This is a genomic window from Arthrobacter sorbitolis (assembly GCF_054510995.1).
The window spans coordinates 340,238-361,723 of sequence record NZ_JBTNDM010000002.1 but is presented as its reverse complement, the minus strand read 5'-3'; the positions used below and the strand labels follow the sequence as shown (position 1 = coordinate 361,723).

Annotated in this window: 19 protein-coding genes; 6 read left to right on the top strand and 13 right to left on the bottom strand. The window is 71.5% G+C overall.

The window, feature by feature from the left end; translation table 11 throughout:
- Positions 1 to 109: 109 nt before the first annotated feature.
- The gene (locus ACX80K_RS06320) at positions 110 to 1,927 is read right to left on the bottom strand and encodes a DUF7059 domain-containing protein (protein WP_459271020.1); all 1,818 of its coding nucleotides are present in this window, start codon (positions 1,925 to 1,927) and stop codon (positions 110 to 112) included.
- A complete protein-coding gene (gene trhO, locus ACX80K_RS06315; RefSeq protein WP_459271019.1) occupies positions 1,927 to 2,853 on the bottom strand; it encodes an oxygen-dependent tRNA uridine(34) hydroxylase TrhO in 927 nt (308 codons plus the stop codon). Before trhO ends, ACX80K_RS06320 begins: the two co-directional genes overlap by 1 nt.
- Before the next feature lie 86 nt (positions 2,854 to 2,939).
- Between trhO and ACX80K_RS06310 the strand changes: the two genes are divergently transcribed.
- Together ACX80K_RS06310 and ACX80K_RS06305 are read left to right on the top strand one after the other, a co-directional pair.
- A complete protein-coding gene (locus ACX80K_RS06310; RefSeq protein WP_459271018.1) occupies positions 2,940 to 3,590 on the top strand; it encodes a GNAT family N-acetyltransferase in 651 nt (216 codons plus the stop codon).
- 48 nt (positions 3,591 to 3,638) lie between these two features.
- Complete coding sequence (locus ACX80K_RS06305; protein WP_459271017.1) at positions 3,639 to 6,086, top strand: DEAD/DEAH box helicase; 2,448 nt, start codon at positions 3,639 to 3,641, stop codon at positions 6,084 to 6,086.
- Positions 6,087 to 6,126: 40 nt separating this feature from the next.
- Here ACX80K_RS06305 and ACX80K_RS06300 read toward each other — a convergent pair whose 3' ends face one another.
- From ACX80K_RS06300 to ssd, 7 genes are all read right to left on the bottom strand, one after another.
- On the bottom strand, positions 6,127 to 6,510 hold the full coding sequence (locus ACX80K_RS06300) for an Rv3654c family TadE-like protein (RefSeq protein WP_459271016.1): 384 nt from the start codon (positions 6,508 to 6,510) through the stop codon (positions 6,127 to 6,129).
- Positions 6,503 to 6,892, bottom strand: a complete 390-nt coding sequence (locus ACX80K_RS06295) for a TadE family type IV pilus minor pilin (protein ID WP_459271015.1) — start codon at positions 6,890 to 6,892, stop codon at positions 6,503 to 6,505. Before ACX80K_RS06295 ends, ACX80K_RS06300 begins: the two co-directional genes overlap by 8 nt.
- A gap of 95 nt (positions 6,893 to 6,987) precedes the next feature.
- Positions 6,988 to 7,434: a DUF4244 domain-containing protein gene (locus tag ACX80K_RS06290; RefSeq protein ID WP_459271376.1), complete on the bottom strand. Its 447-nt coding sequence runs from the start codon at positions 7,432 to 7,434 to the stop codon at positions 6,988 to 6,990.
- 548 nt (positions 7,435 to 7,982) lie between these two features.
- The gene (locus tag ACX80K_RS06285) at positions 7,983 to 8,630 is read right to left on the bottom strand and encodes a type II secretion system F family protein (RefSeq protein WP_459271014.1); all 648 of its coding nucleotides are present in this window, start codon (positions 8,628 to 8,630) and stop codon (positions 7,983 to 7,985) included.
- 8 nt (positions 8,631 to 8,638) lie between these two features.
- Positions 8,639 to 9,214 (bottom strand): type II secretion system F family protein, encoded by a 576-nt coding sequence (locus ACX80K_RS06280; RefSeq protein ID WP_459271013.1) that lies wholly within the window; start codon positions 9,212 to 9,214, stop codon positions 8,639 to 8,641.
- Positions 9,215 to 9,417: 203 nt separating this feature from the next.
- A complete protein-coding gene (locus tag ACX80K_RS06275; protein WP_459271012.1) occupies positions 9,418 to 10,686 on the bottom strand; it encodes a TadA family conjugal transfer-associated ATPase in 1,269 nt (422 codons plus the stop codon).
- Positions 10,687 to 10,772: 86 nt separating this feature from the next.
- Positions 10,773 to 11,834 carry a septum site-determining protein Ssd gene (gene ssd, locus ACX80K_RS06270; protein WP_459271011.1) on the bottom strand — a complete coding sequence of 354 codons (1,062 nt, stop codon included), beginning with the start codon at positions 11,832 to 11,834 and terminating at the stop codon, positions 10,773 to 10,775.
- 104 nt (positions 11,835 to 11,938) lie between these two features.
- Here ssd and ACX80K_RS06265 point away from each other — a divergent pair, with 104 nt between their 5' ends.
- Positions 11,939 to 13,624, top strand: a complete 1,686-nt coding sequence (locus ACX80K_RS06265; protein WP_459271010.1) for a bifunctional 3'-5' exonuclease/DNA polymerase — start codon at positions 11,939 to 11,941, stop codon at positions 13,622 to 13,624.
- A gap of 8 nt (positions 13,625 to 13,632) precedes the next feature.
- Here ACX80K_RS06265 and ACX80K_RS06260 read toward each other — a convergent pair whose 3' ends face one another.
- Genes ACX80K_RS06260 through ACX80K_RS06250 form a run of 3 tightly spaced genes read right to left on the bottom strand, consistent with a single transcriptional unit; the run spans position 13,633 to position 16,610 of the window.
- Entirely contained in the window at positions 13,633 to 14,331 is a 699-nt protein-coding gene (locus tag ACX80K_RS06260) for an NUDIX hydrolase (protein ID WP_459271009.1), read from the bottom strand.
- The gene (gene nth, locus ACX80K_RS06255; protein WP_459271008.1) at positions 14,324 to 15,127 is read right to left on the bottom strand and encodes an endonuclease III; all 804 of its coding nucleotides are present in this window, start codon (positions 15,125 to 15,127) and stop codon (positions 14,324 to 14,326) included. The genes ACX80K_RS06260 and nth overlap by 8 nt, the downstream gene beginning before the upstream one ends.
- 43 nt (positions 15,128 to 15,170) lie before the next feature.
- On the bottom strand, positions 15,171 to 16,610 hold the full coding sequence (locus ACX80K_RS06250) for a PrgI family protein (protein WP_459271007.1): 1,440 nt from the start codon (positions 16,608 to 16,610) through the stop codon (positions 15,171 to 15,173).
- Between the two features lie 320 nt (positions 16,611 to 16,930).
- Between ACX80K_RS06250 and acs the strand changes: the two genes are divergently transcribed.
- The gene (gene acs, locus ACX80K_RS06245; RefSeq protein ID WP_459271006.1) at positions 16,931 to 18,889 is read left to right on the top strand and encodes an acetate--CoA ligase; all 1,959 of its coding nucleotides are present in this window, start codon (positions 16,931 to 16,933) and stop codon (positions 18,887 to 18,889) included.
- 48 nt (positions 18,890 to 18,937) lie between these two features.
- Here the strand turns inward: acs and ACX80K_RS06240 are convergent, their stop codons facing one another.
- Positions 18,938 to 19,360: an organic hydroperoxide resistance protein gene (locus ACX80K_RS06240; RefSeq protein WP_459271005.1), complete on the bottom strand. Its 423-nt coding sequence runs from the start codon at positions 19,358 to 19,360 to the stop codon at positions 18,938 to 18,940.
- A gap of 109 nt (positions 19,361 to 19,469) precedes the next feature.
- On the opposite strand from ACX80K_RS06240, the gene ACX80K_RS06235 reads away from it, so the two are divergent.
- Both ACX80K_RS06235 and ACX80K_RS06230 read left to right on the top strand, forming a co-directional pair.
- On the top strand, positions 19,470 to 20,051 hold the full coding sequence (locus ACX80K_RS06235) for a TetR/AcrR family transcriptional regulator (protein WP_459271004.1): 582 nt from the start codon (positions 19,470 to 19,472) through the stop codon (positions 20,049 to 20,051).
- A gap of 102 nt (positions 20,052 to 20,153) precedes the next feature.
- Positions 20,154 to 21,485: an MFS transporter gene (locus ACX80K_RS06230; protein ID WP_459271003.1), complete on the top strand. Its 1,332-nt coding sequence runs from the start codon at positions 20,154 to 20,156 to the stop codon at positions 21,483 to 21,485.
- Position 21,486: the final 1 nt, after the last annotated feature.

Below are 21,486 nucleotides of genomic sequence, written 5' to 3'. Positions count from 1 at the left end.
ATACGGGTGCGATGCCGGGGTATGAACGCGGGCATCCGGTCCGGATCCCGCTGCCGGGCTCACTTCACAGTATGCGTCATGAGTACCCGCACAAGGGTAACGGCTGGTTTCAGGGGACCGGAATCAGGAAGCCCTCGCGGATGAGCTGCTCGACGTCCAGCAGCAGTTCCGAGGTGAAGGCCGCATCGGGCCGGTCGAGCAGCATCGCGAGGGCGCCCGCGATCTGCCCGGCCGTGAGGTCGCCGTCGCACGCGGACACGAACCCGGCGAGCTCCGTGCTCAGCAGGGTGGTCCGTCGGAGCCCGGCCCCCTGCCGCAGCAGGATGACGCCGGGGTGCTCCGCCCCGGGACGCTGGTGGCGCTCCTCGGTGACGTCGTCGGCCACGAGGAGGAACTCGTCGGCGACGCCGACGCCGGAGGCGACCTGCTCGGTGTGCTCGGCGAGCCAGTCCCCGCGCCCGACGGCGGCGGCGAGGTGGGGACCCACGGGCTGCTCGATCTCGTGCGTGATCTCCTCGAGCGTCACGCGGACGAGGTCGCCCGGGCCGTGGGGGCGACGCAGCCACACCGAACCGAACCCGATCCCCTCGACGTCCCGCGAGGCGAAGTCCGCGAGGTAGGCCGCGAAGCTCGCCAGGTAGGCGTCGCGGTCCCGGTTCTCGGCGGCGTCCCGCAACCAGGTCTCGGCGTACTGCACCGGGGTCAGCTGCTCACGCTGGATGATCCAGGCGTCGACCCCGGGAGGCACGAAGCCGCGGATCCGCCGCTCCCACTCGGTCCCCTCGGTGATCTCCCAGTTGCCGAGCAGCTGCGCCGCCCCGCCCGGCGTGAGGACCCCGGGCAGCTCCCGCACCAGGGTCGCGACGATGGCGTCGCCGGCGAGGCCGCCGTCGCGGTAGGTGTAGGACTCGGCCGGCTCCCCGGTGCGCGGGGTGATCACGAAGGGAGGGTTGGACACCACGAGGTCGAAGCGCTCCCCCTCGACCGGCTCGAGCAGGCTGCCCTGCCGGAGGCTGACGCGCTCACCGGGTCGCTCCGGGTCGAGGCCGAGGGCCGGGGCGTTGAGCAGGAGGTTGAACCGGGCGAACGCGAGCGCCCGCCCGGAGATGTCCGTCAGGGTGACGTGGCGGGCGTGCGGGAGGAGATGGAAGGCCTGGATACCGCTGCCGGTGCCGAGATCCAGGGCACGCTCCACCGAAGTCCTCATCACGGTCTGCGCCAGGGTCAGTGACGCCCCGCCGATGCCCAGGACGTGGTCGTGGCGCAGCGGCCCCGGACGCTGCTCGGAGCCGAGATCACTGGCCACCCAGAGGTTGCCCCCGACGTCCGAGGCGTAGGGGCGCAGTTCGACGGCGGCACGCCAGGAGCGTGGCGCGAGGCCCTCGTCGGCGCCACCGGGTTCCTGGCCCGCATCCGCGGCTGCGTGGTTCCCGTCGCCGGGCTCCCTGCCCGCGTCGCCGGACGCTCGGCCGGCGTCGCGGCACCCTTGCTCGGTCCACGGATCACCGGGCGCGGGCTCGATGAGCCGGAGCGCTTCGAGCCCGGTGACGCCGGTCCCGGGGAAGGCCGCCCGGAGGTCGTCCTCTGCCAGGTCCTCCCCGAGGAGCCACAGCAGCACGGGAACAGCACGGGGGTCGCGAGCGCCCCCCGTGCCGCCCTCCAGTTCGCCGGCGCCACCGTCCCGGTCGCCGTCCCCGCTCCCGTCGTGTCGGAGGAGGCGCCGGGCCTCCAGGAGGGCGGGCGCGAGCTGGCCCCGGCCGAGCGCGGAGTAGGCGGGACCGCCCAGCAGCGAGCCGACGCCGTCGACCGTATAGTCCAGTGCCGCCAGGTCCGCGGAGAGGGCTTCGAGTGCGGCGAGGTCCCGACCGGACGGCGCCGACGCGACGTCGTGGTCGAACTCCCGGTGGTGCACGGCCGGGCCGACCATCAGGCGGCGCCCGCGGCCGTCGCCTCGGCCTCGTCCGACTCGCAGCCCTGCGGGCAGCGGAGCGTGGCGGGATCGGCTGCGCACCCGGCGCAGTACAGGGTGAGGTTGCGGCAGGCGGGATCGGAGCAGTTCTCGAAGGTGTTCGTGGGTGCGTGGCACCGGACGCACTTGCCGAGCGTGACGGCGTCGTCGCTGAACTCGAGGTGCATGCGCTTGTCGAACACGTACAGCGACCCCTCCCAGAGCCCGCCGTCGCGGTACTTCTCCCCGTAGCGGACGATGCCGCCGTCGAGCTGGTAGACCTCCTGGAAGCCACGGTTGACCATCAGGCTGGAGAGGACCTCGCAGCGGATCCCGCCCGTGCAGTAGGTGACGACGGGCTTGTCCTTGAGGTCGTCGTACCGGCCGGAATCGAGTTCGCGGACGAAGTCGTGGGTGGTCCGCACATCGGGTACCACGGCGCCCTTGAACCGCCCGATCCGGGCTTCGAGGGCGTTCCGGCCGTCGAAGAAGACGACCTCCTCCCCCGCTGCGCGTTTGGCGTCGACGAGCGCGTGCAGTTCCTCCGGCTGGAGGTGGGTGCCGCCGCCCACCACGCCGTCCTGATCGACCTTCAGTTCACCGGGGGCGCCGAAGGAGACGATCTCGTCGCGGACCTTGACGCTGAGGCGCGGGAAGTCGTCGGCGCCGCCGTCGGACCATTTGATCTCCATGCCCTTGAATGCCGGGTACTCGCGCGTCGTCTTGACGTACTGCTTCACCGCGCCGACCTCGCCGCCGACCGTCCCGTTGATCCCGTCCCTGGAGATGAGGATCCTTCCGCGCAGCCCCCACTTCTCGCAGAGTGCGCGCTGCCACAGCCGGATCGCCTCCGGATCGGGCAGTGGCGTAAAGGCGTAATAGAGGGCTATACGGTTCGTCGACACGCGTTAAAGCGTACTTCGCGTCTCGAAACGGTCACCCTCGCGGCCCTCTATGTCCATAGTCCCCGCCGAGAACTAGGGTTCAGCACATGGGCGCACAAGTAGACAGAGAACTCCTCGGGACGTGGATCACAGGGTGGTCCGCGTGCAGGGGCTATGAGCCGCGCGACGACGGCCGCACCACCTCGGTGCTCCTGACGGACCAGCAGGACCAGACGGAGCACTTCCTCTTCGAGCCCACCACCGAGCTGTTCCTCGACGTGGCCGCCGAGACCCGGCAGGACCCCCTGCGGGTGCTCACCGTCGTCACCAGCCGGATGCAGGAGTTGATCGACGCCGCCGCCCCGCTCCGCATGCGCGTCACCGATCGGCAGCAGTCCCTGATGAGCGTCGACATGCACGGCCAGGACGTCGAGGACCCGCGCGCCCCCGGCGACGACTTCGTCCTCGGGCGCATCCGCGACGGGGCCTGCCGCCGTGTCACGGTGCATTCCCACGGGCGCCTCGCGGCCCGCGGGTCGGTGTCCGCGGTCGGCGACTACGCGGTCTACGACCGCATCGTCACCGAGGAGGATTACCGGCGACGCGGACTGGGCAGCTACGTGATGCGCGCCCTCACCGCCGGGGTCCTCGAGGACGACGTCACCACCGGCCTGCTCATGGCGTCCGCCGACGGGCGTGCGCTGTACGAATACCTGGGGTGGCAGCACCTGATCGATGTGTTCGTCATCAGAGGATAAGGGCCCGTTCGACCGCCCCCGCCCCGACGCCGATGGGACAATGGCGGCGTGGCTGCGCACGACTCCCTGATCCCCCTGCTCGGGGGCGGACCCGACCCTGAGCAGCTGCTGCATGTCCGCGAGATCCCGGCCCGTGACGCCGAGCACGCACCCTGGCCCGACTGGGCACACCCGGACGTCGTCTCGGCTTTCGCCGCACGCGGCGTGCACCAGCCCTGGCGCCATCAGGTGGAGGGTGCCGAGTCCGCCCATGAGGGGGCGCACACCATCGTCGCCACGGGCACCGCGTCCGGGAAGTCCCTCTGCTACCAGTTGCCGGTCCTCGACGAGATCCACCGCAGCGAGCTGGCGAACCGGGTCACGCTCGCCCCGAACGGATCGGTGGCCCTCTACCTCGCGCCCACGAAGGCGCTGGCCGCGGACCAGCTGTCCGCCATCAATGCGCTGAAACTGCCCACAGTCCGCGCCGAGACGTACGACGGCGACACCGAGACCGGGGCGCGGCGCTGGATCCGCGACCACGCCAACCTGATCCTCGCGAACCCGGACATGCTCCACTACGGCATCCTCCCCAACCACACGTGGTGGGCGCGCTTCTTCCGGCGGCTCAAGTTCGTGATCATCGATGAGGCGCACAGTTACCGGGGGGTGTTCGGGTCCCACGTGGCGAACCTCCTGCGGCGGCTGCGGCGGATCTGCGCGAGCTACGGGGCGCATCCAGTGTTCATCGGGGCGTCGGCCACCTCCGCGGCCCCCGCCGCGTCCTTCGGCAGGCTGATCGGCGCGCCGGCGCGGGCCGTCGACCAGGACTCCTCACCGCACGGTTCCACCACCGTCGCCTTCTGGGAGCCGCAGCTCACGGGGAAGAAGGGCGAGAACGGTGCCCCGACCCGCCGCACGGTCATCGCCGAGACGTCGGACCTCCTCGCGAACCTCGTCTCCTCCCGGGTGCGGACCATCGCGTTCATCAAGTCCAGGCGCGGGGCGGAGAGCATCGCACAGACGACCCGCAGGATGCTCGAGGACGTGCATCCGAGCCTGCCGCACCGCATCGCCGCGTACCGTTCGGGCTACCTGCCCGAGGAACGGCGTGCCCTCGAGTCGTCGCTGCGCAGCGGCGAGCTGTTGGGAGTGGCCAGCACATCCGCCCTCGAGCTGGGGATCGACATCTCCGGCCTCGACGCCGTCCTCGTCGCGGGCTGGCCCGGAACCCGGGCGTCCCTCATGCAGCAGATCGGCAGGGCAGGGCGTTCGGGCCAGGACGCCATCGCCGCCTTCGTCGCCAGCGACGACCCCCTCGACACCTACCTCGTGCACCATCCCGAAGCGGTCTTCGACCTCGCGGTCGAGGCCACCGTCTTCGATCCCTCCAATCCCTACGTGCTCGGGCCGCACCTGTGCGCCGCCGCGGCCGAGCTCCCCCTGACGGAGGCGGACCTCGAGCTCTTCGGGGCGACGTCCGAGGATCTGCTCGGCACCCTGTGCGACCAGGGGTTCCTGCGGCGTCGTCCCGCCGGCTGGTTCTGGACGCATCCCCAGAGCGCGGCGGCGATGGTGAACCTGCGGGCCGACGGCGGCGGACCGATCAACATTGTCGAGGCGGACTCCGGCGCACTGCTGGGGACGATGGACTCGCCGCAGAGCCACTACCAGGCCCATCCGGGTGCGGTGTACGTCCATCAGGGCCGGACGTTCGTGGTGCAGGAGCTCAACGAGCAGGATCACTACGCCGTGGTGGCCCGGGCCCACCCGGACTACTACACACAGGCACGGGACGTCACGCAGATCGAGGTGATCGGGCGGGACGTCAGTGCCCTGTGGGGCGGCGTGCTCGCGAACTTCGGCGATGTGAAGGTGACGACCCAGGTGGTGTCCTTCCAGCGCAAGGCGTTCTCGTCGAACGAGATCCTCGGCGAGGAACCACTGGAGCTCGAGGCCCGGGACCTGTTCACGAAAAGCGTGTGGTTCGAGATCAGCCCCGAACTGCTCGAAGCGGAGGGCATCCTCGCCGAGGAGCTTCCCGGAGCGCTCCACGCCGCGGAGCACGCCGCGATCGGGCTGCTGCCGCTCGTCGCCTCGAGCGACCGGTGGGACATCGGCGGCGTGTCGACGGCGCTGCATGCCGACACGGGGCTGCCGACCATCTTCGTGTACGACGGACACCCCGGCGGGGCGGGCTTCGCCGAACGCGGGTTCGACGCCGCCCGCACCTGGCTGTCGGCGACGCGCGACGCCATCGAGGCGTGCGAGTGCGAGTCCGGGTGCCCCTCATGCGTGCAGTCCCCCAAGTGCGGCAACAGGAACAATCCGCTCAGCAAGGGTGGCGCCGTCGCCGTGCTGTCCCTCATCCTCAACCAGGCGGCCGGTGCGTCCACCGGTCGGGCCCTCACGGACCCACCCGGGGAGGACGAGACGTCGGAGCCCGTCGCCGATTCCCCTTCCGTTGCCTCGTCCGCGGTCACCGTCGGCCACGGCCGGGCGGCGACGGCGGGCTGAGCGCATCGGGGTCGGCCTTCCCGCCGACACCAGCACCGTTTCACGGGGGTGGACCCGCCCGCGCCGTGCCGGACGCGTCAGGCAGCAGGCCGCGTCCGCTGACGGAGACGCGAACCACGGCCGTCCCCGGGCCGGTCTCGCCGATCGAGCATTCGCGCACCTCCGCACCATGCCGCTGTGCGACCGTTCGGGCAGCGGAGCACGGGTCCCCGGACGTGATCCCCCTGGCAGCGTCAGCGGCGGCCAAGGCCGCGAGGTCGGCCGCGGTCGCCGCCTTCGACGCAGTTGCTGCGGCCTGCAGCAGGAGGGCCGCGGACGCGATCAGGAGGAGTGCCAGCACCGCGAGTCCTGCCATGAGGAGTGTCCCGGCACCGCCCTCGGGGTTCGGGTGCTTTTGGCTCCTCGGTACTGACCGCTTACCCATCGTGCTCCTCCTTCCCTGACGCCGCTGCACGCAATTGGATGTTCATCACCTCGACGAGCGGCCCCTCGACCCGTGCCCGGACCTCCACCGTGGTCCAGCCGGAGACGGACACCACCCGCGTCACGGCATCGGGTCCCGCCAGGCGTTGCACCGTCTGCTCCACGGACGCACTGCTCTCGCCCCGCATGACCTCCCGGGCGCCGGCACGTGCTGCCTCCTCGAGCCGGAGTTGGACGGTGCCGATGTGGGCCGTGCCGATCAGCACGGCGAGCAGGACGACCAGGGCGGGAAGGACGACGGCGACCTCGGCGGTGACCGAGCCTCGCTGCGATCGTCCCGACGTCCGACCCCCATTCGTCGGACGTCCGGTCGTCGGACCCACACCTGTCCGAGTCGCGTCGGCGGAAGCGCGGACGGGTACCGGGCCCGGGGGTGTGGGCACCGCACCGCCGCGGAGTGACCCGATCCGGCCGCCCATCAGCCGAAATTCAGCGCAGAGGTGATCAGGGACATCAGGAGCCCCTTGACCTCACCGCTGGAGAGGACCGCGACAAGGAGTGCTGCGAATCCCACCGCGGCGAGCGTGGCGATCGCGTATTCGGCAGTCGCCATCCCAGCCTCTTGGTCCAGTGGATCCTTTCGGCGCTGGATGGCCCGCTCGTTCGATCTCCGACGCCGCGCCTCGCTCCGGCGCGCTGCACGGCCGCCATCACGCGGCAGCCCGACCGCAGATCCGGAGGCGGTCGCGCCCGAGTCGGCCGATCCGGGATTGGCTTCCTCCGAGCTGGTTCCTTCCGAACTGTCCGAGCCGGAGGCGGCACCGCCCGGGCCGGGCCCTCCGCTGCTGCCCGATGCCGAACTGCCCGTCCGGGAACCGGCTCCGCTCGAGCTTCCGCCTGCCCGGACCGGCCATGCTGGGAGCATCTGTGCCGGGAGCGCCTGTGCCGGGAAGCCCGTGGCCGGGAAGCCCGTGGCCGGAAGGACGGACAGGGGCGGCAACGGGCAGGCAGTGTGCGGCCGATCCTGCGGTGCCCTCCGCACCGCTCCCCGCCCGAGAGCACTGCTGCGGGTCAGATCCGTACCACCGCCGACGGCGCCCCTTTGGAAGCGCTCGATCAATGCACCGGCAGCTGCCTCCGACTCGGCCAGCCCGTCGCCGAAGCCCTGGAAGGCCGCATCGGCCACCATCCCGTCCTGCGATCGCATTGCCATGTCATCTCCTTGTCATCGACGCGGAACGTGGCCCGCGTGGTGTGAGCGACGATCGCCGCACACCAACTCTGGCGCCGGCCCTCGGCCTTCAGGACGACGCATACGGGTAAGTGGATAACCCCGTGATCCGCAGCGGAAGGAGAAACGGCTTCACCCGGGAGGGGGGAAATCAGCGACGGATGACCGGCACGGCGTTCCTCGATACCCTGCAGAAGGTGGAGCCCGGGCCGACCTCTTCCCGCGTTCAGTGGGCGATGCAGCTAGAGCGCGGGCAGGAGACCCAGGACGACAGGCACCACACCGAGGCAGATGAAGGCCGGCAGGGAGCACAGGCCGAGCGGCAGCACGAGCTGCACACCGAGCGCGGCAGCCTTCCTGTCGATCTCGCGGTTGCGCCGTCGTCGTAGTTGGGCGGCGTGGGCGTGCAGGAGGGCGGCCGACGGTGCCCCTGTGGAAGTGGCGAAACGCAGACCTCCACGAAGGTCCGCCAGGATCTGTACCCGGTGACGCTCGGCGCGGCGCCGATGCGACGCTGCAGGAGAGCCCCCACCACGGGTGGACGCGGAAACCCCCGCCGCATCCCTGACCGGTTCCCGCACCGGTTCCGGCGCAGACTCCCACGCCGAGTCCCACGCCGACTCCCATGGAGCCCCGAGGAGTCGGGCCGCGCAGACCCGCGTCAGGGCCGCCCCGAGCTCGGGCTCGCCGGCACCGGCGACGACGGACAGCGCCTTCTCGACCGATGCCCCGGCTGCCACCATCGCACCCAGCAGATCGAGCAGTAACGGAGCGTCCCGGATGCCGCGCCCCTCCGACGTCGTCCCGATTGCCCCGGATGGCGGCCGTGCACGACCCGACGGGAGAGCCAGGACGGCGGATCCGGCTGCCAGCAGGAGGGCTACGGTCACGCCCACCATCACGGCGGGCTTCCTCCCGCACGGCTCACGAGGCGCCGTGACCAGATGCGGGAGGCGATCATGAGCAGGATGCCCGCGGCAAGGGTGATCCGCCCGAGGGACGACCCGAGGAGGATCTCCAGCGGATCCAGGCCCAGCGCGAAGCCGAGGATCAGGCCGACGAGCGGAAGCCACGCGAGCAGGACGACGGTGGCACGCGGTCCCGCCAGTGCCGTCTCCCGTGCCGACAGACCGTCGAGATCGGCGTCGAGTTGTGCGGCGTACTGCGTCAGGATGGCCGCCAGCGGTGCGCCGCTGCGCTCGGCGACGATCAGGCACCCGGAGAGGTCGATCCACAGGCGGTCGAGCTGCGCCCATGGCTGCCCTCGCGCGCCGGCCCCCGAGGCTGCTCCCGTCTCCTGGCGTAGCGCATCCGGGACGCTCAGGCCCAGCTCTGCAGCCCGGCGCGCAGTGGAGACCACCGGGAGCGCGGCGCTCGCGAACGCTGACGGAGCATCGGCATAGACCCGCTCCATGTCGGCCCACAGGACCTGCGACGGGCGTCCCGCCCGGAGGAGCCCGGCCAGTTGATGCACGAACAGCGGCACCTCGTGCAGATCGACGGGAGGTCGACGGCCGGCTCCCGGGGGCCTGCCGCGGCGACGACCCGCAACCGGCGACGGGCGAGGACCGGTTGCTCCACCGATCAGTGGCCTGCCCGTCCGCCCCCGGAGGACCGGTCGGGTCGAGATGAGGATCAGTCCGGAAGCCGCCAGGAGAAGGGCGACGATCAGCCCGGTCATGGCGAGGAGGCCGTGTGCTGCGGCCCGGACGCGGGCCCCGATTCTGCCCGGCCCACGCGGTCGGCGGGGCCACCCCGGCCCACGCGATCCGTGGAAGCATCCCGTCCCACGCGATCGGCGAAATCATCCCAGCCGACGGCCCGACGGCATCCGGCCCCGGCATCGACGAGCACCGGTCGGACGAGCAGGCCGGCCCGCGGCCCGAGCTCCAGCAGGCCGAGGCTCTCCACACGGCGGCCCCGAGCATCCCGGACCACATGGACCACCACGTCGAGGGCGCTCGCCGCCTGCAGCGCGAGCGCCTCGGCCGACAAGCCGGCAAGCGCTGCAAGCGCACTCAGGCGTGCCGGGACGGCTGCTGCCGAATTGGCATGGATCGTCGCACCACCGCCGTCGTGCCCGGTGTTCATGGCCGCCAGCAGTTCCCGTACCTCCGCGCCCCTGCACTCGCCGACCACGAGCCGGTCCGGCCTCATCCTCAGGGCCTGCCGGACCAGGTCGGTGAGGTCGAGCACCCCGGCGCCCTCGAGGTTGGCGTGCCGGCACTGGAGCCCCACGGTATGCGGATGGGCAGGGGCGAGCTCGGCGGCGTCCTCGACCAGCACGATGCGCTCGCGTGGATCGGCCAGCCCGAGCAGGGTGGAGAGCAGGGTGGTCTTGCCCGTTCCCGTCGCACCGCTGATGAGGAAGTTGAGGCGGCTCCGCATCATCAGGGTCAGGGCATCCGCCATTCCGGCCGCGGTTCCTCCGGCGGTGAGTTCCGCGAGGGAGAAGACCCGTGGGCGCCGGATACGGATGGACAGCAGCGTCCCCGCCGTCGAGATGGGCGGGAGGACGGCATGGATCCGGAGCCCCTCGAGGCGGACGTCCACGGCAGGGCACCCGTCGTCGAGTCGTCGCCCTCCCGCGGCCACGAGCCGGACGGCCAGGGCGCGCACCTCCTCGTCCGTGGTGAACAGCCGGCCGACCCGCCGGAGGCCCGCGGCACCGTCGACCCACACGGCATCGGGCCCGTTGACGAGGATGTCCGTGACGGATTCCTCCGCGAGGAGGTGCTCGAGCGGCCCCAGTCCCTTGAGCTCGGCCCGCACCCGGTCCAGGGCCGACAGTGTTCCTTCCGAACCGAGCAGTCGTCCGCTCGAACCGACCGCGTCCGCGAACGCAGCACCGGTCGGTCGGACGTTCCCGGCCAGGACAGCCCTGCGGACCGTGTCCACCATGGAGGCGTCCCCGGGATCGCCGGCCGGCGACGCTCCAGCATCCACCCGATGGCTTCCCTCGGCACGCGTCGGAGCTCGGCCAAGGGCGCGCACCTGACGCCGCGTCGGCCCGTCCTGCTCGGCGTCGGCCCTCATCCGTCCGGCTCCAGCCCCGCACAGACGGAACCGACCAGCTTCCGCACCTTCCGCGGGAGTGCGAAGCCGAGCATCCTGCCGGCCGCTTCCGCCGCCGAGGCACCGCGGACGAAGGGGAGATACGGGAGGGGACCGGGACGGCCGGCCACCTCGGCCACCTGCCACGCATCGAGTCCGTCGAGCACCGGGCCGCGCAGGACCATCGTCACGGGTACGGAGCCGAACATCGGGAGGACGCCTTCGATCGCCGCGACGCTGCGCGGCCGGGAAGGGACGAGCAGCACGAGGTGGTCGCAGGCGGAGGCCAGGGAACGGGCGTCGGGACTCCTGCCGTCGAGGTCCACGAGAGTCACCTCGAACGCGCCGCGCGCGGCGTCCAGGACGGCGGCGGCGGACTCCATGCCACCGTTCCCGGGAGAAGGACCGGCCGAGTGCGAGAGCACCGAGAGGTTGCCGTCGGTCGGCAGCGCCGACCGCAACTGCTCGGCGTTCAGTGTCCCGCGGAGCTCCCGGAGGTCGTGCCATCGCACGCCGGGACGCTCCTCGAGGCCCAGGGCGAGGTCGAGCCCGCCGTCCAGTGGATGCCCGTCCACCAGCAGCGTGGGTCGCCCCCCGCGCGCCAGGCCGCGTGCACACCAGAAGGCGAACGTGCTCACGCCGCACCCGCCGGCCGTGCCGAGGAAGCCGACCACCGCGCCGGCCGCCACCGGATTCAGGCTGTGGCCGAGGTGCTCGGCGAGCCACCCGGCGCCCTGCGGCAGGATGACCACCCGGGACGACGCCAGGTTCGCCGCGGCTCCCCACACCCGTGCATCGTCGCCGGCAGAGCCCACCACGACGAGCTCCCGGTGCCCCGCCCACCCATCCGTGGCCTGCTCGGACCCGACCAGCAGCACGGCAGGATCGAGGGCCAGGGCCTCCGCGAGTCCGGCGACCAAGGCCGGGGAGACCCCTGCGGCGGCGCATGCCCGGGCCACCTGGTCCTGCACGTCCTGCGAGCCGCCGACGAGGACCACGCGCCGCCCCCGGGCGGTCGGTATCCAGGTCTGCTGCCTCATGCAGCAAGCCTCGCCTCGCGCTCCCCGCCCGCCCGTCCGGTGCACCGTTATGTGGACAACCCGGCGATTGCAGGAATGACACCGCCACCGCAGACAATATGGACATGTACATCGCCGTGGCACCCGCGTCGACGAGCGGCGGCATGGTGGCGCTCCAGGGCCTGGACGCGGCTGGGGCACCGACGGGTGATCCCCTGCTGGTCGAGCGGGCGGGGCTCGCCTCCGCCGTCGCCGACGCCGAGGGCCGACGTCCGCGCTGGGTCTGGGACAGCACCCGGCGCTGGTATCCCGAGCTGCTGTCGGCGGGTGTTCCCGTGGACCGGTGCTGGGACCTGGCGCTGACGCGCGCCCTCCTCGCCACGTCACCCTCGTGCCGCCCCTCCCCCTACATCGACTCGCTGCGGGCGACGGCGCAGACGGACGACGGGACCGAACCGGCGAGGATCCTGCTGCCGCCACCGCCTCCTCCCAACCAGCACTCGCTGTTCGACGAACCGCAGGGCGCGACGGGCCCGTTCCTCGACGACGTCGTCGAGCAGTTCGCCGCCCAGCTCAGCGCCGTCGGGAGCGCCGCCGCGCCGGGGCGCCTCAACCTGCTCGTCGCGGCCGAGTCCGCAGGTGCCCTGATCGCTGCCGAGATGGAGTTCTGGGGTCTCCCCTGGCGGCGGGACATCCACGAGGAGTTGCTGGAACGGAGCCTCGGTGCCCGGCCACCGGAGGGTGCCCGCCCCGCGGAGCTCGAATGGCTGGCCGGCGAACTGCGGGCGGCGCTGGGGAACCCGACGCTCAATCCCGATTCACCGCAGGACGTCCTGCGCGCACTGCACCGGGCCGGGATCGAGGTGAGGACGACGCGCTCCTGGGAACTCGAGCGCCAGCAGCATCCCGCGATCGGACCGCTCCTCGCCTACAAGAAGCTGTCGCGGCTCCTGACCGCGAACGGCTGGAACTGGCTCGATACGTGGGTGCACGACGGCCGCTTCCGCCCCGAGTACGTCGTCGGCGGTGTGGTCTCCGGGCGCTGGGCGTCGCGGGGCGGTGGTGCGCTCCAGATCCCCCATCAGGTCCGCGATGCGGTGCGCCCGGACGAGGGCCACGTCTTCATCGTCGCCGACGCCGCACAGCTCGAGCCGAGGGTCCTGGCGGCCCTCGGTCAGGACTCGTCGCTCGCCGCCGCGGCCCGGGGCAGGGACCTCTACCAGGGCATCGCTGACCAGGGATTCGGCGGCGACCGGGCGAAGGCGAAGCTCGCCATGCTCGGTGCCATGTACGGCGCCACCAGCGGCGAGTCCGGCCGGCTGATGCCGCAGCTGACCCGTGCCTATCCCCGGGCGATCGGCGTGGTGGAGGCGGCAGCGCGGGCCGGGGAAGCGGGGGACGGCGTCTCGAGCCACCTCGGGCGCGGCTGCCCACCCGCGTCCGAGGAATGGCGGGCGAGGCAGCGGACGACGACGGCGGAGGAACAGCGCCGGGCGGATGGCGCCGCACGGGCCCGGGGTCGTTTCACGCGGAACTTCGTGGTGCAGTCGTCGGCGGCGGAGTGGGCCCTGTGCTGGCTGGCGGAGATCCGCCGTCGCCTCGCGGCGAGCACCATCCCGGAGCCGCGCAGCCGCATCGCGTTCTTCCTCCACGACGAGGTGGTACTGCACGTCCCGGCGGATCGCGCGGCGGAGGCCGGAACCATCCTCGACGACGCCGCACGTGCGGCGACCCGCCTGGTCTTCGGGGACATCCCCATCGAGTTCTCCATCACGACCGTCACGGTGGCGTCCTACGCCGACGCGAAGTGAGGGGCTGCTCAGAGGGGTGCCGGGATCTCCTGCGACCGGTCCCACGGCCTCGTCCACCCGAGCCCGTCGAACACCGCGTCCAGCAGCAGCGCGGTGAATCCCCAGATCACGGCGTCGGGCGTGAGGAAGGCGGGCGTGCGGCTGACGAACCCGTTGCGCCGCACCACCGCTGTCCGTCGGTGCTCCGGATCGAGGAGCAGGGCCACGGGACACCGGAAGACCGCTTCCGATTCCGCCGCGTCCACGGCGTACACCGGTGACTGCTCGGTCCACCAGCCGACCACCGGCGTCACCAGGAAGTTGCTGACGGGGAGCCCGACCTCCGGCAGCATCCCCACGATGTCGATACCGCTCGGATCCAGTCCCGTCTCCTCCTGCGCCTCACGAAGGGCGGCCGCACCCTCATCCGCGTCCCCGGGGTCGATGGCACCACCGGGGAAGGCCACCTGGCCGGGGTGGTTGGACAGGGAGCCGGAGCGCATGAGGAACAGGATGTCCAGGTCGTCGTGATCACCATCCACCGCATCCGTCGACCGGGATCCGTCCCGGACGCCGAAGAGGATGAGCACCGCTGCCCGGCGGCTCCTGGCGGGATCGAGCGCGGCGAACTGCCAGCCTCCCGGGCGGACGAGGACCGACCCCGGCGCCCCCTTCGACCTCACCCACGCCGCCAGGTCGTCGTACGCCGTGCCGCCGGGTCTAGGCACCCAGCCCGTGCCCTGCATCGCGGAGCTCGGCACGGGAGCGTCCGGCGCGCATCTGCTCCAGCAGCTCCTCACGACCCGGCGCGAGTTCGTACTTGAGCAGCTTCGCGGCCTTCATCGGATCCGTCTCGCCTTCCCCGTAGGAGGGGCACAGCGCCGCGACGGGGCAGACGCCGCACGCCGGTTTCTTGGCGTGGCAGATCCGCCGTCCGTGGAACACGACGTGGTGGGAGAGCATCGTCCAGTCCCTGCGTTCGAAGAGGACCCCGACGTCCAGCTCCACCTTCACCGGATCGTCCGCGGTGGTCCACCGGAAGCGGCGGGCCAGGCGCCCGAAGTGCGTGTCCACGGTGATGCCCGGCACGCCGAAGGCGTTCCCGAGGACCACGTTGGCCGTCTTGCGCCCCACCCCGGGCAGGGTGACGAGGTCCTCGAGGCGGGTGGGGACCTCGCCGTCGAACTCGTCGACGATGCGCCGGGACAGCGCCAGGAGGCTGTTGGCCTTCGCGCGGTAGAAACCCGTGGCCCGGATGATCTCCTGCAGTTCGATCTCGTCGGCCTCCGACAGGGACCGGGCGTCGGGATATCGCTCGAACAGTGCCGGAGTGGTGAGGTTGACCCTCACGTCGGTGGTCTGCGCGGACAGCACGGTCGCGACGAGGAGTTCGAACGCGTTGCGGAAGTCGAGCTCCGCCACTGCGTACGGGTAAGTCTCGCCCAGGATCCTGCCGATCTTCCGCGCCCTGCGCTTGAGCGCGACCGGTGACTCCTCGTCCACCCTGGGCTTCCTGCCTGCCACTCGGGATCTCCTCTCGGCGTACTTCTCGGACTCGGGGGTCGGCTCAGTCGCGGGGAGCGCGCTCGATGTTGCGCAGGTCCCGCAGGATGCCGACGGCACCCGTGCGCTTGTCCTGCACCAGGAACTCGCTGCCGCGGTCCTCGATGCCCACCTCCCAGTCGCCCGGCTGCAGCTTGAAGATCTCACGGCCGTTCTGCTCGTCGTAGACCGGCCGCTGGGAACCGACAGCGAACCAGAACGCCTCGACGACCGGTTCCTCGTCGGCCGAGCGGGTCGCCGTGATGGGTTCCTGCCGGCCCCGCTCCTCGCCGGACGAGTCGCTCGACGACGTACTGGAGGAGTCACCGGACGATCCGCCCGGCGCCTTGGAGGAGTCGGCTGCGGTGAACGTCCGCGTCCCGTCGTTCACGACGTCGTGGACCCGCGTCTCCCCGACCCGGGCCGTATCGGACCGGGCGGAGCCGTCCTGCGGGCCGTCGGTGTCGGCGGATGTGGAGCCGACGGCGTGGGCGCCCACCTGGCCTGCGTCCCGCGCCGCGGTGCCCGTCGATGACGGGGTCGAGCTGCTCCGCTCCATGCCGGACTGGCCGGCTGCAGCGGCACCGGCGCCCACGGCGCCGGCTCCACCGGCACCGTACAGGCCGGCGCCGTTCTGTCGGACACCCGCAGCGGCGGGATTGACCCCGGCCGGGCTCGAGGAGTTCGTGCGGGAACTGCTGGGGGCCGGTCCGGCCTCCACCTCTGCTGCCGGCTTGGCCGGCTTCGGCGGGCGGGGGCGGGCGGCGGTGATGGGGCGCGCGGCCGGAAGGGCGGGAATCTCCGGGCGGTCGGTGAAATCGTCCTTGAGGACAGGCAGGAACGGCCCGACGACGGTCGCGGCGAGCATGCCCAGTGACCCGACCAGCGCGACCAGGGGCCCGACGTGGTAGGCGGTGACGGTCTGGAGGAAGAAGAAGGTGGCGGCCAGGACAGCGGTGACCGACGCGAACTGGTCGACCGAGAGCGAGCCGACACGGAGTCCGGAACTGCCCAGGCGGCGGGCGGCCACGAGCGCCAGCGCGACCACGGGCAGCAGGATGCCGATGCCGATGAAGAAGAGGGAGGCGCTGCTCCAGAAGTTGGTGTAGAGGACCCGTCCGCCGATGAAGGGCAGCAGCGTGCCGAGGAAGACGAGCGCCACGCCTCCCCCGAAGACCAGTTCCCGCAGGGTGAACGGTCCTACCACGGCCTTGCTCGGGCCCGTGGCGACGTCCGCAGGGGCCGTGCCGGAATCCGATGTGCCTGAGGCGGAGAGGACGGACGCCGATGTCCCCGTCGCCGATGTGCCCGCGACGGCCTTGCCGGGACCCGGGGTCCCGCCGGCCGAGGCGGCTGCGGCCGACGTCGTTCCTCCGGCCGACACAGCGTCGTCGGAGGTGGGGGCCGGGCGTGATCCCGCCGATGCGACGCCGGTGGCGCGCTGCCCCTCGGATGCTTCGGTCATGGTGGACTCCCGTTCGTAGCGTTCATCGCCCGCGGCAGTCGGCCGCCGGTCGTGGATACCTCCTTCCACCCTAGCCACCGGTCCGCCCCTTCTCCACCGACGACAGGCGGGAATCGGGCACCGCTCACCGCACAACAGCCCCAGCTCGGCTAGGCCCTGTGACGGGGCGCACACAAGGCGTGGAGAACTCGATAGTGTTCCCCTGAAGCACACCGGACGGGCACCGGACGCACCGGACGCCACCACCGGCGCCATGCACCCGGCCCGCCACCGACCACGACACCGACCACGACACCGAAACCGTCACAAAGGGGTAGAACATGAGCGCCGATCATCAGGGCGACGCCTTCGAGAACCTGCTGCACGAGGAGCGCCGTTTCCCGCCGAGTGCGGAGTTCGCCGCGAACGCCGTCGCGCAGCCGTCCCTCTACGACGAGGCACGCGAGGAGGGCACCGAGTTCTGGGCCAGGCAGGCGCGCGAGCTCCTCACCTGGGACCAGGACTTCACGCAGACCCTCGACTGGTCGGATGCGCCGTTCGCCAAGTGGTTCGTCGGCGGGACGGTGAACGCCGCGTACAACGCACTCGACCGCCACGTCGAGGCCGGCCTCGGCGACCGCGTCGCCATCCACTTCGAGGGCGAGCCCGGTGACACCCGCACGATCACCTACGCGGAGCTCACCCTCGAGGTGAAGCGGGCCTCGAACGCGTTCGAGTCACTGGGCGTGCAGAAGGGCGACCGCGTCGCCGTGTACCTCCCCATGATCCCCGAGGCCGTCATCACGATGCTCGCCTGCGCCCGGATCGGGGCCGTCCACTCCGTGGTCTTCGGCGGCTTCTCGGCGGACGCACTCCGCAGCCGCATCGACGACGCCGAGGCCAAGCTCGTGGTCACCTCCGACGGCACGTACCGCCGCGGCAAGCCGAGCGCCCTCAAACCCGCGGTCGACGGCGCCCTCGAGCGGGAGGGCCACACCGTCACGAACGTCGTCGTGGTGCGCCGCAACAACGAGCCCGTCGAGTGGACCGAGGGCCGCGACCTCTGGTGGCACGACGTCGTGGACACCGCCTCCGACGAGCACACCGCCGTCGCCCACGACGCCGAGCATCCCCTGTTCATCCTCTACACCTCGGGTACCACCGGGAAGCCGAAGGGCATCCTGCACACCACCGGCGGGTATCTCACCCAGACCGCGTTCACGCACAGGAACACCTTCGACCTGCGGCCGGAGACGGACGTCTTCTGGTGCACCGCGGACATCGGCTGGGTCACCGGGCACAGCTACGTCACGTACGCGCCCCTGGTCAACGGCGCCACGCAGCTCATGTACGAGGGGACGCCGGACACCCCGCACCAGGGCCGCTGGTGGGAACTCGTCGAGAAGTACCGGGTGTCCATCCTCTACACGGCACCGACGGCCATCCGCACCTTCATGAAGTGGGGGCGTGACATCCCCCAGAAGTTCGACCTCTCCTCCATCCGCGTGCTCGGCTCCGTCGGGGAGCCCATCAACCCCGAGGCGTGGATGTGGTACCGGGAGGTCATCGGCGGGGGCAAGGCCCCGGTCGTGGACACCTGGTGGCAGACGGAGACGGGTGCGCACATGATCGCCCCGATGCCCGGGGTGACCGCGACCAAGCCCGGCTCGGCGCAGGTGGCGGTCCCGGGCATCGCGATCGACGTCGTCGACGAGATGGGCGTCCCGGTACCCGACGGGTCCGGCGGCTACCTCGTCATCCGCGAACCGTGGCCGTCGATGCTGCGCGGGATCTGGGGTGACCCCCAGCGGTTCAAGGACACGTACTGGTCGCGGTTCGACGCGATGTACTTCGCCGGGGACGGCGCGAAGAAGGACAGCGACGGCGACATCTGGCTCCTGGGCCGGGTCGACGACGTCATGAACATCTCCGGCCACCGCCTCTCGACCACGGAGATCGAATCGGCGCTGGTGAGCCATCCGTCGGTGGCGGAGGCCGCCGTCGTCGGGGCGAGCGACGAGACGACCGGCGAGGCCGTGGTCGCGTTCGTCATCCTCCGCGGTTCGGCGAAGGACGACGACGACATCGTCACCACGCTCCGCAACCACGTGGCCAAGGAGATCGGCCCGATCGCGAAGCCGCGGAACATCCTGGTGGTCCCCGAGCTGCCGAAGACCCGCAGCGGGAAGATCATGCGCCGCCTGCTGAAGGACGTCGCGGAGGGACGGGAGGTCGGGGACGCCACGACGCTCTCCGATCCGACGATCATGCAGCAGATCGCCGTCTCGCTGCGGAAGTAGCCCGCACACGCGAGAGGCCCCCGGGCGGGGGCCTCTCGCCGGCGCGGGTCAGCCGATCGTGGCGTCGACCGTGACCTCGATGTTGCCGCGGGTCGCATTGGAGTAGGGGCACACCTGGTGGGCCTGCTCGACGAGCGCGTCGGCCGTCTCCTGGTCCACCCCGCCGATCTCGGCATGGAGGGCGACGGCGAGCTGGAACCCGCCGCCGTCGACCGGGGCGATGCTCACCTCGGCGGTGACCGCGGTGTCGCTGATCGTCGCGCTGCTGCGGCTCGCGACGAGCTTCAGGGCACTGTGGAAGCAGGCGGAGTAGCCGAGGGCGAAGAGCTGCTCGGGGTTCGTCGCCCCGCCGGCTCCGCCCATCTCCTTCGGGACCGCGAGGTCGACGACCAGCTGCCCGTCGTCCGTGTACGCCTTGCCGTTGCGTCCGTCGCCCGTCGCCGTGGCCACTGCCGTGTAGAGAGCACTCATGCGTGTCGAACCTTTCGTCGGGGGTGCCTGATCCGCACCCCGCCTCCTAGTAGACTAACTAGTGACTCTACATCCGCGTAATCCGCCCACGACGACCCGAAGGAGCAGAATGGACGCCCCGCCGCCCGTCCGCGAGCGCATCCTGGCCTCGGCGACGCGACTGTTCGACGAGAACAGCATCCGCTCGGTGAGCGCCGACAAGGTCATCGCCGACGCCGGGACCACCAAGGTCACGTTCTACCGGCACTTCCCGTCCAAGGACGAGCTCGTCGTGGCGTACCTCGACGCCCAGCTCGGCCGGCTGCAGGACGCCCTCGCCGCCGAGCGGGAAGCCGGCCGGGACGCATGCGCCGTGCTGCTCCGGCTGGCCGCCGCCAACGGGGACGCCGCCTGCCGCCCCGGCTTCCGCGGGTGCACCTTCATCAACGCAGCAGCCGAGTACCCGGCCGAGGGCAACGCGGTGCGTGCCGCCGTCGGGCGCTACCGGTCCTGGCTGCACGGTGTCGTCGCCGACCTGCTGGGCGAACTGGGCGTGGACCGGCCCCGCCTCGTGGCGGACCAGCTCATGATGCTGCGGGACGGCGCGATGGTGCACGGATACATGGGCGACCCGGGCGCCGTGACGGAGCAGCTCGTCACCGCAGGGCGGGCCATCGTCGCCGCCCGTCTGCGCGGACCCCTGCCCGCCTGACGCCCGCCGCCGGCACACCCCCGCGGGGGTATGCCGGGACCCCGGATGTGACGTTCGTCCTGAAACATGGCCCCGGACGGGACGGCGGAGGATGATTTCAGCGTGTCCACAACCCTCCAGCAGACCCCTGCCTCCACCCCGCGCATGGCCCGTCGTGTGGCCGGCGCCTCCTTCGTCGGGACGGCCCTCGAGTCCTACGACTTCTACGTGTTCGGCACCGCCGCCGCCCTCGTGTTCAACACGGTCTTCTTCACCGAGCAGGACCCGCTGGCGGGAACCCTCTCCGCGTTCCTGGTCTTCGCGATGGGCTTCGTCGCACGACCCCTCGGCGCCATCCTGTTCGGCCACCTCGGCGACCGCATCGGCCGCAAGCGCACCCTGATCTGGACCATCACCCTCATGGGCCTGGCGACCGGCACCGTCGGCCTCCTGCCGGACTACGACACCATCGGCGTCTGGGCCCCGATCATCCTCACCGTGCTCCGCCTCCTGCAGGGTCTCTCGCTCGGCGGCGAGTGGGGCGGATCCATCCTCATCGCCACGGAGCACGCCGCCCCGCGCAAGCGTGCCCTGTACGCCTCGATCCCGCAGCTCGGCTCTCCCGTCGGCACCATGCTGATCTCCGCCATCTTCCTGGTCCTCACGCTCGCCGCCCCCGACGTCATGACCACCTGGGGCTGGCGCATCCCGTTCCTGCTCGCGTTCCCGTTCCTCGCCGTCGCGATCTACCTGCGGCTCGCGATCGACGAGACGCCGGTCTTCGAGGAGGCCAGCCGGAGGCACGCCCTCCCCCGCGCGCCGTTCCTCGAGGTCCTCCGGTCACAGCCCGCAGCGATCGTCGTCGCCATCGCCTCCGCCGTCCTGGGCATCGGCTCCTACTTCCTGATGGTGACCTACACGCAGGCCTACGGGACCGACACCCTCGGCCTGTCCCAGGAGACGGTACTCAACGCTGCCCTCGTGGGCTCCGTCCTGCAGCTCGTCACCATCCCCGCGTTCGGCTACCTGGCGATGCGCATCGGCTCGGCGAAGGTGGTCGCGGGCGGAGCGCTCGGGACGGCACTCATCGCCTTCCCGCTCTACTGGGTCATCAGCATCGCCACCGAACCGCTGTACATCGCGGCGATCATCCTCGGCGGCATCCTGCCGACCGCCAGCTGGGCCGCCCTCGGCGGGCTCATGGCGGACATCTTCAGGCCCGAGACGGCGTTCACCGCGCTGTCCTTCGCCTACAGCATCGCCGCGATCATCGCCGGTTTCGCGCCCTCGATCACCCAGCAGTTCGGCATCGCGACGGACGGCGCGTGGTGGCATCCGGGCGTCGTCCTCGCGGTCATGAGCGTCGTGACGGCGGCGGGCGCGTTCGGCGCGGTGCGGCTGCGGGCACGGCTCGCCGACCCCCGGTCCGCCGCTGCACCCGCGGGCGCGGCATAGT

Coding starts and splice junctions, on each gene's coding strand:
- ACX80K_RS06320 (WP_459271020.1), bottom strand. CDS start 1,927: ATGGTCGGCCCGGCCGTGCACCACCGGGAGTTCGACCACGACGTCGCG.
- ACX80K_RS06310 (WP_459271018.1), top strand. CDS start 2,940: ATGGGCGCACAAGTAGACAGAGAACTCCTCGGGACGTGGATCACAGGG.
- ACX80K_RS06300 (WP_459271016.1), bottom strand. CDS start 6,510: ATGGGTAAGCGGTCAGTACCGAGGAGCCAAAAGCACCCGAACCCCGAG.
- ACX80K_RS06290 (WP_459271376.1), bottom strand. CDS start 7,434: ATGCTCCCAGCATGGCCGGTCCGGGCAGGCGGAAGCTCGAGCGGAGCC.
- ssd (WP_459271011.1), bottom strand. CDS start 11,834: ATGAGGCAGCAGACCTGGATACCGACCGCCCGGGGGCGGCGCGTGGTC.
- ACX80K_RS06265 (WP_459271010.1), top strand. CDS start 11,939: ATGTACATCGCCGTGGCACCCGCGTCGACGAGCGGCGGCATGGTGGCG.
- ACX80K_RS06250 (WP_459271007.1), bottom strand. CDS start 16,610: ATGACCGAAGCATCCGAGGGGCAGCGCGCCACCGGCGTCGCATCGGCG.
- acs (WP_459271006.1), top strand. CDS start 16,931: ATGAGCGCCGATCATCAGGGCGACGCCTTCGAGAACCTGCTGCACGAG.
- ACX80K_RS06240 (WP_459271005.1), bottom strand. CDS start 19,360: ATGAGTGCTCTCTACACGGCAGTGGCCACGGCGACGGGCGACGGACGC.
- ACX80K_RS06235 (WP_459271004.1), top strand. CDS start 19,470: ATGGACGCCCCGCCGCCCGTCCGCGAGCGCATCCTGGCCTCGGCGACG.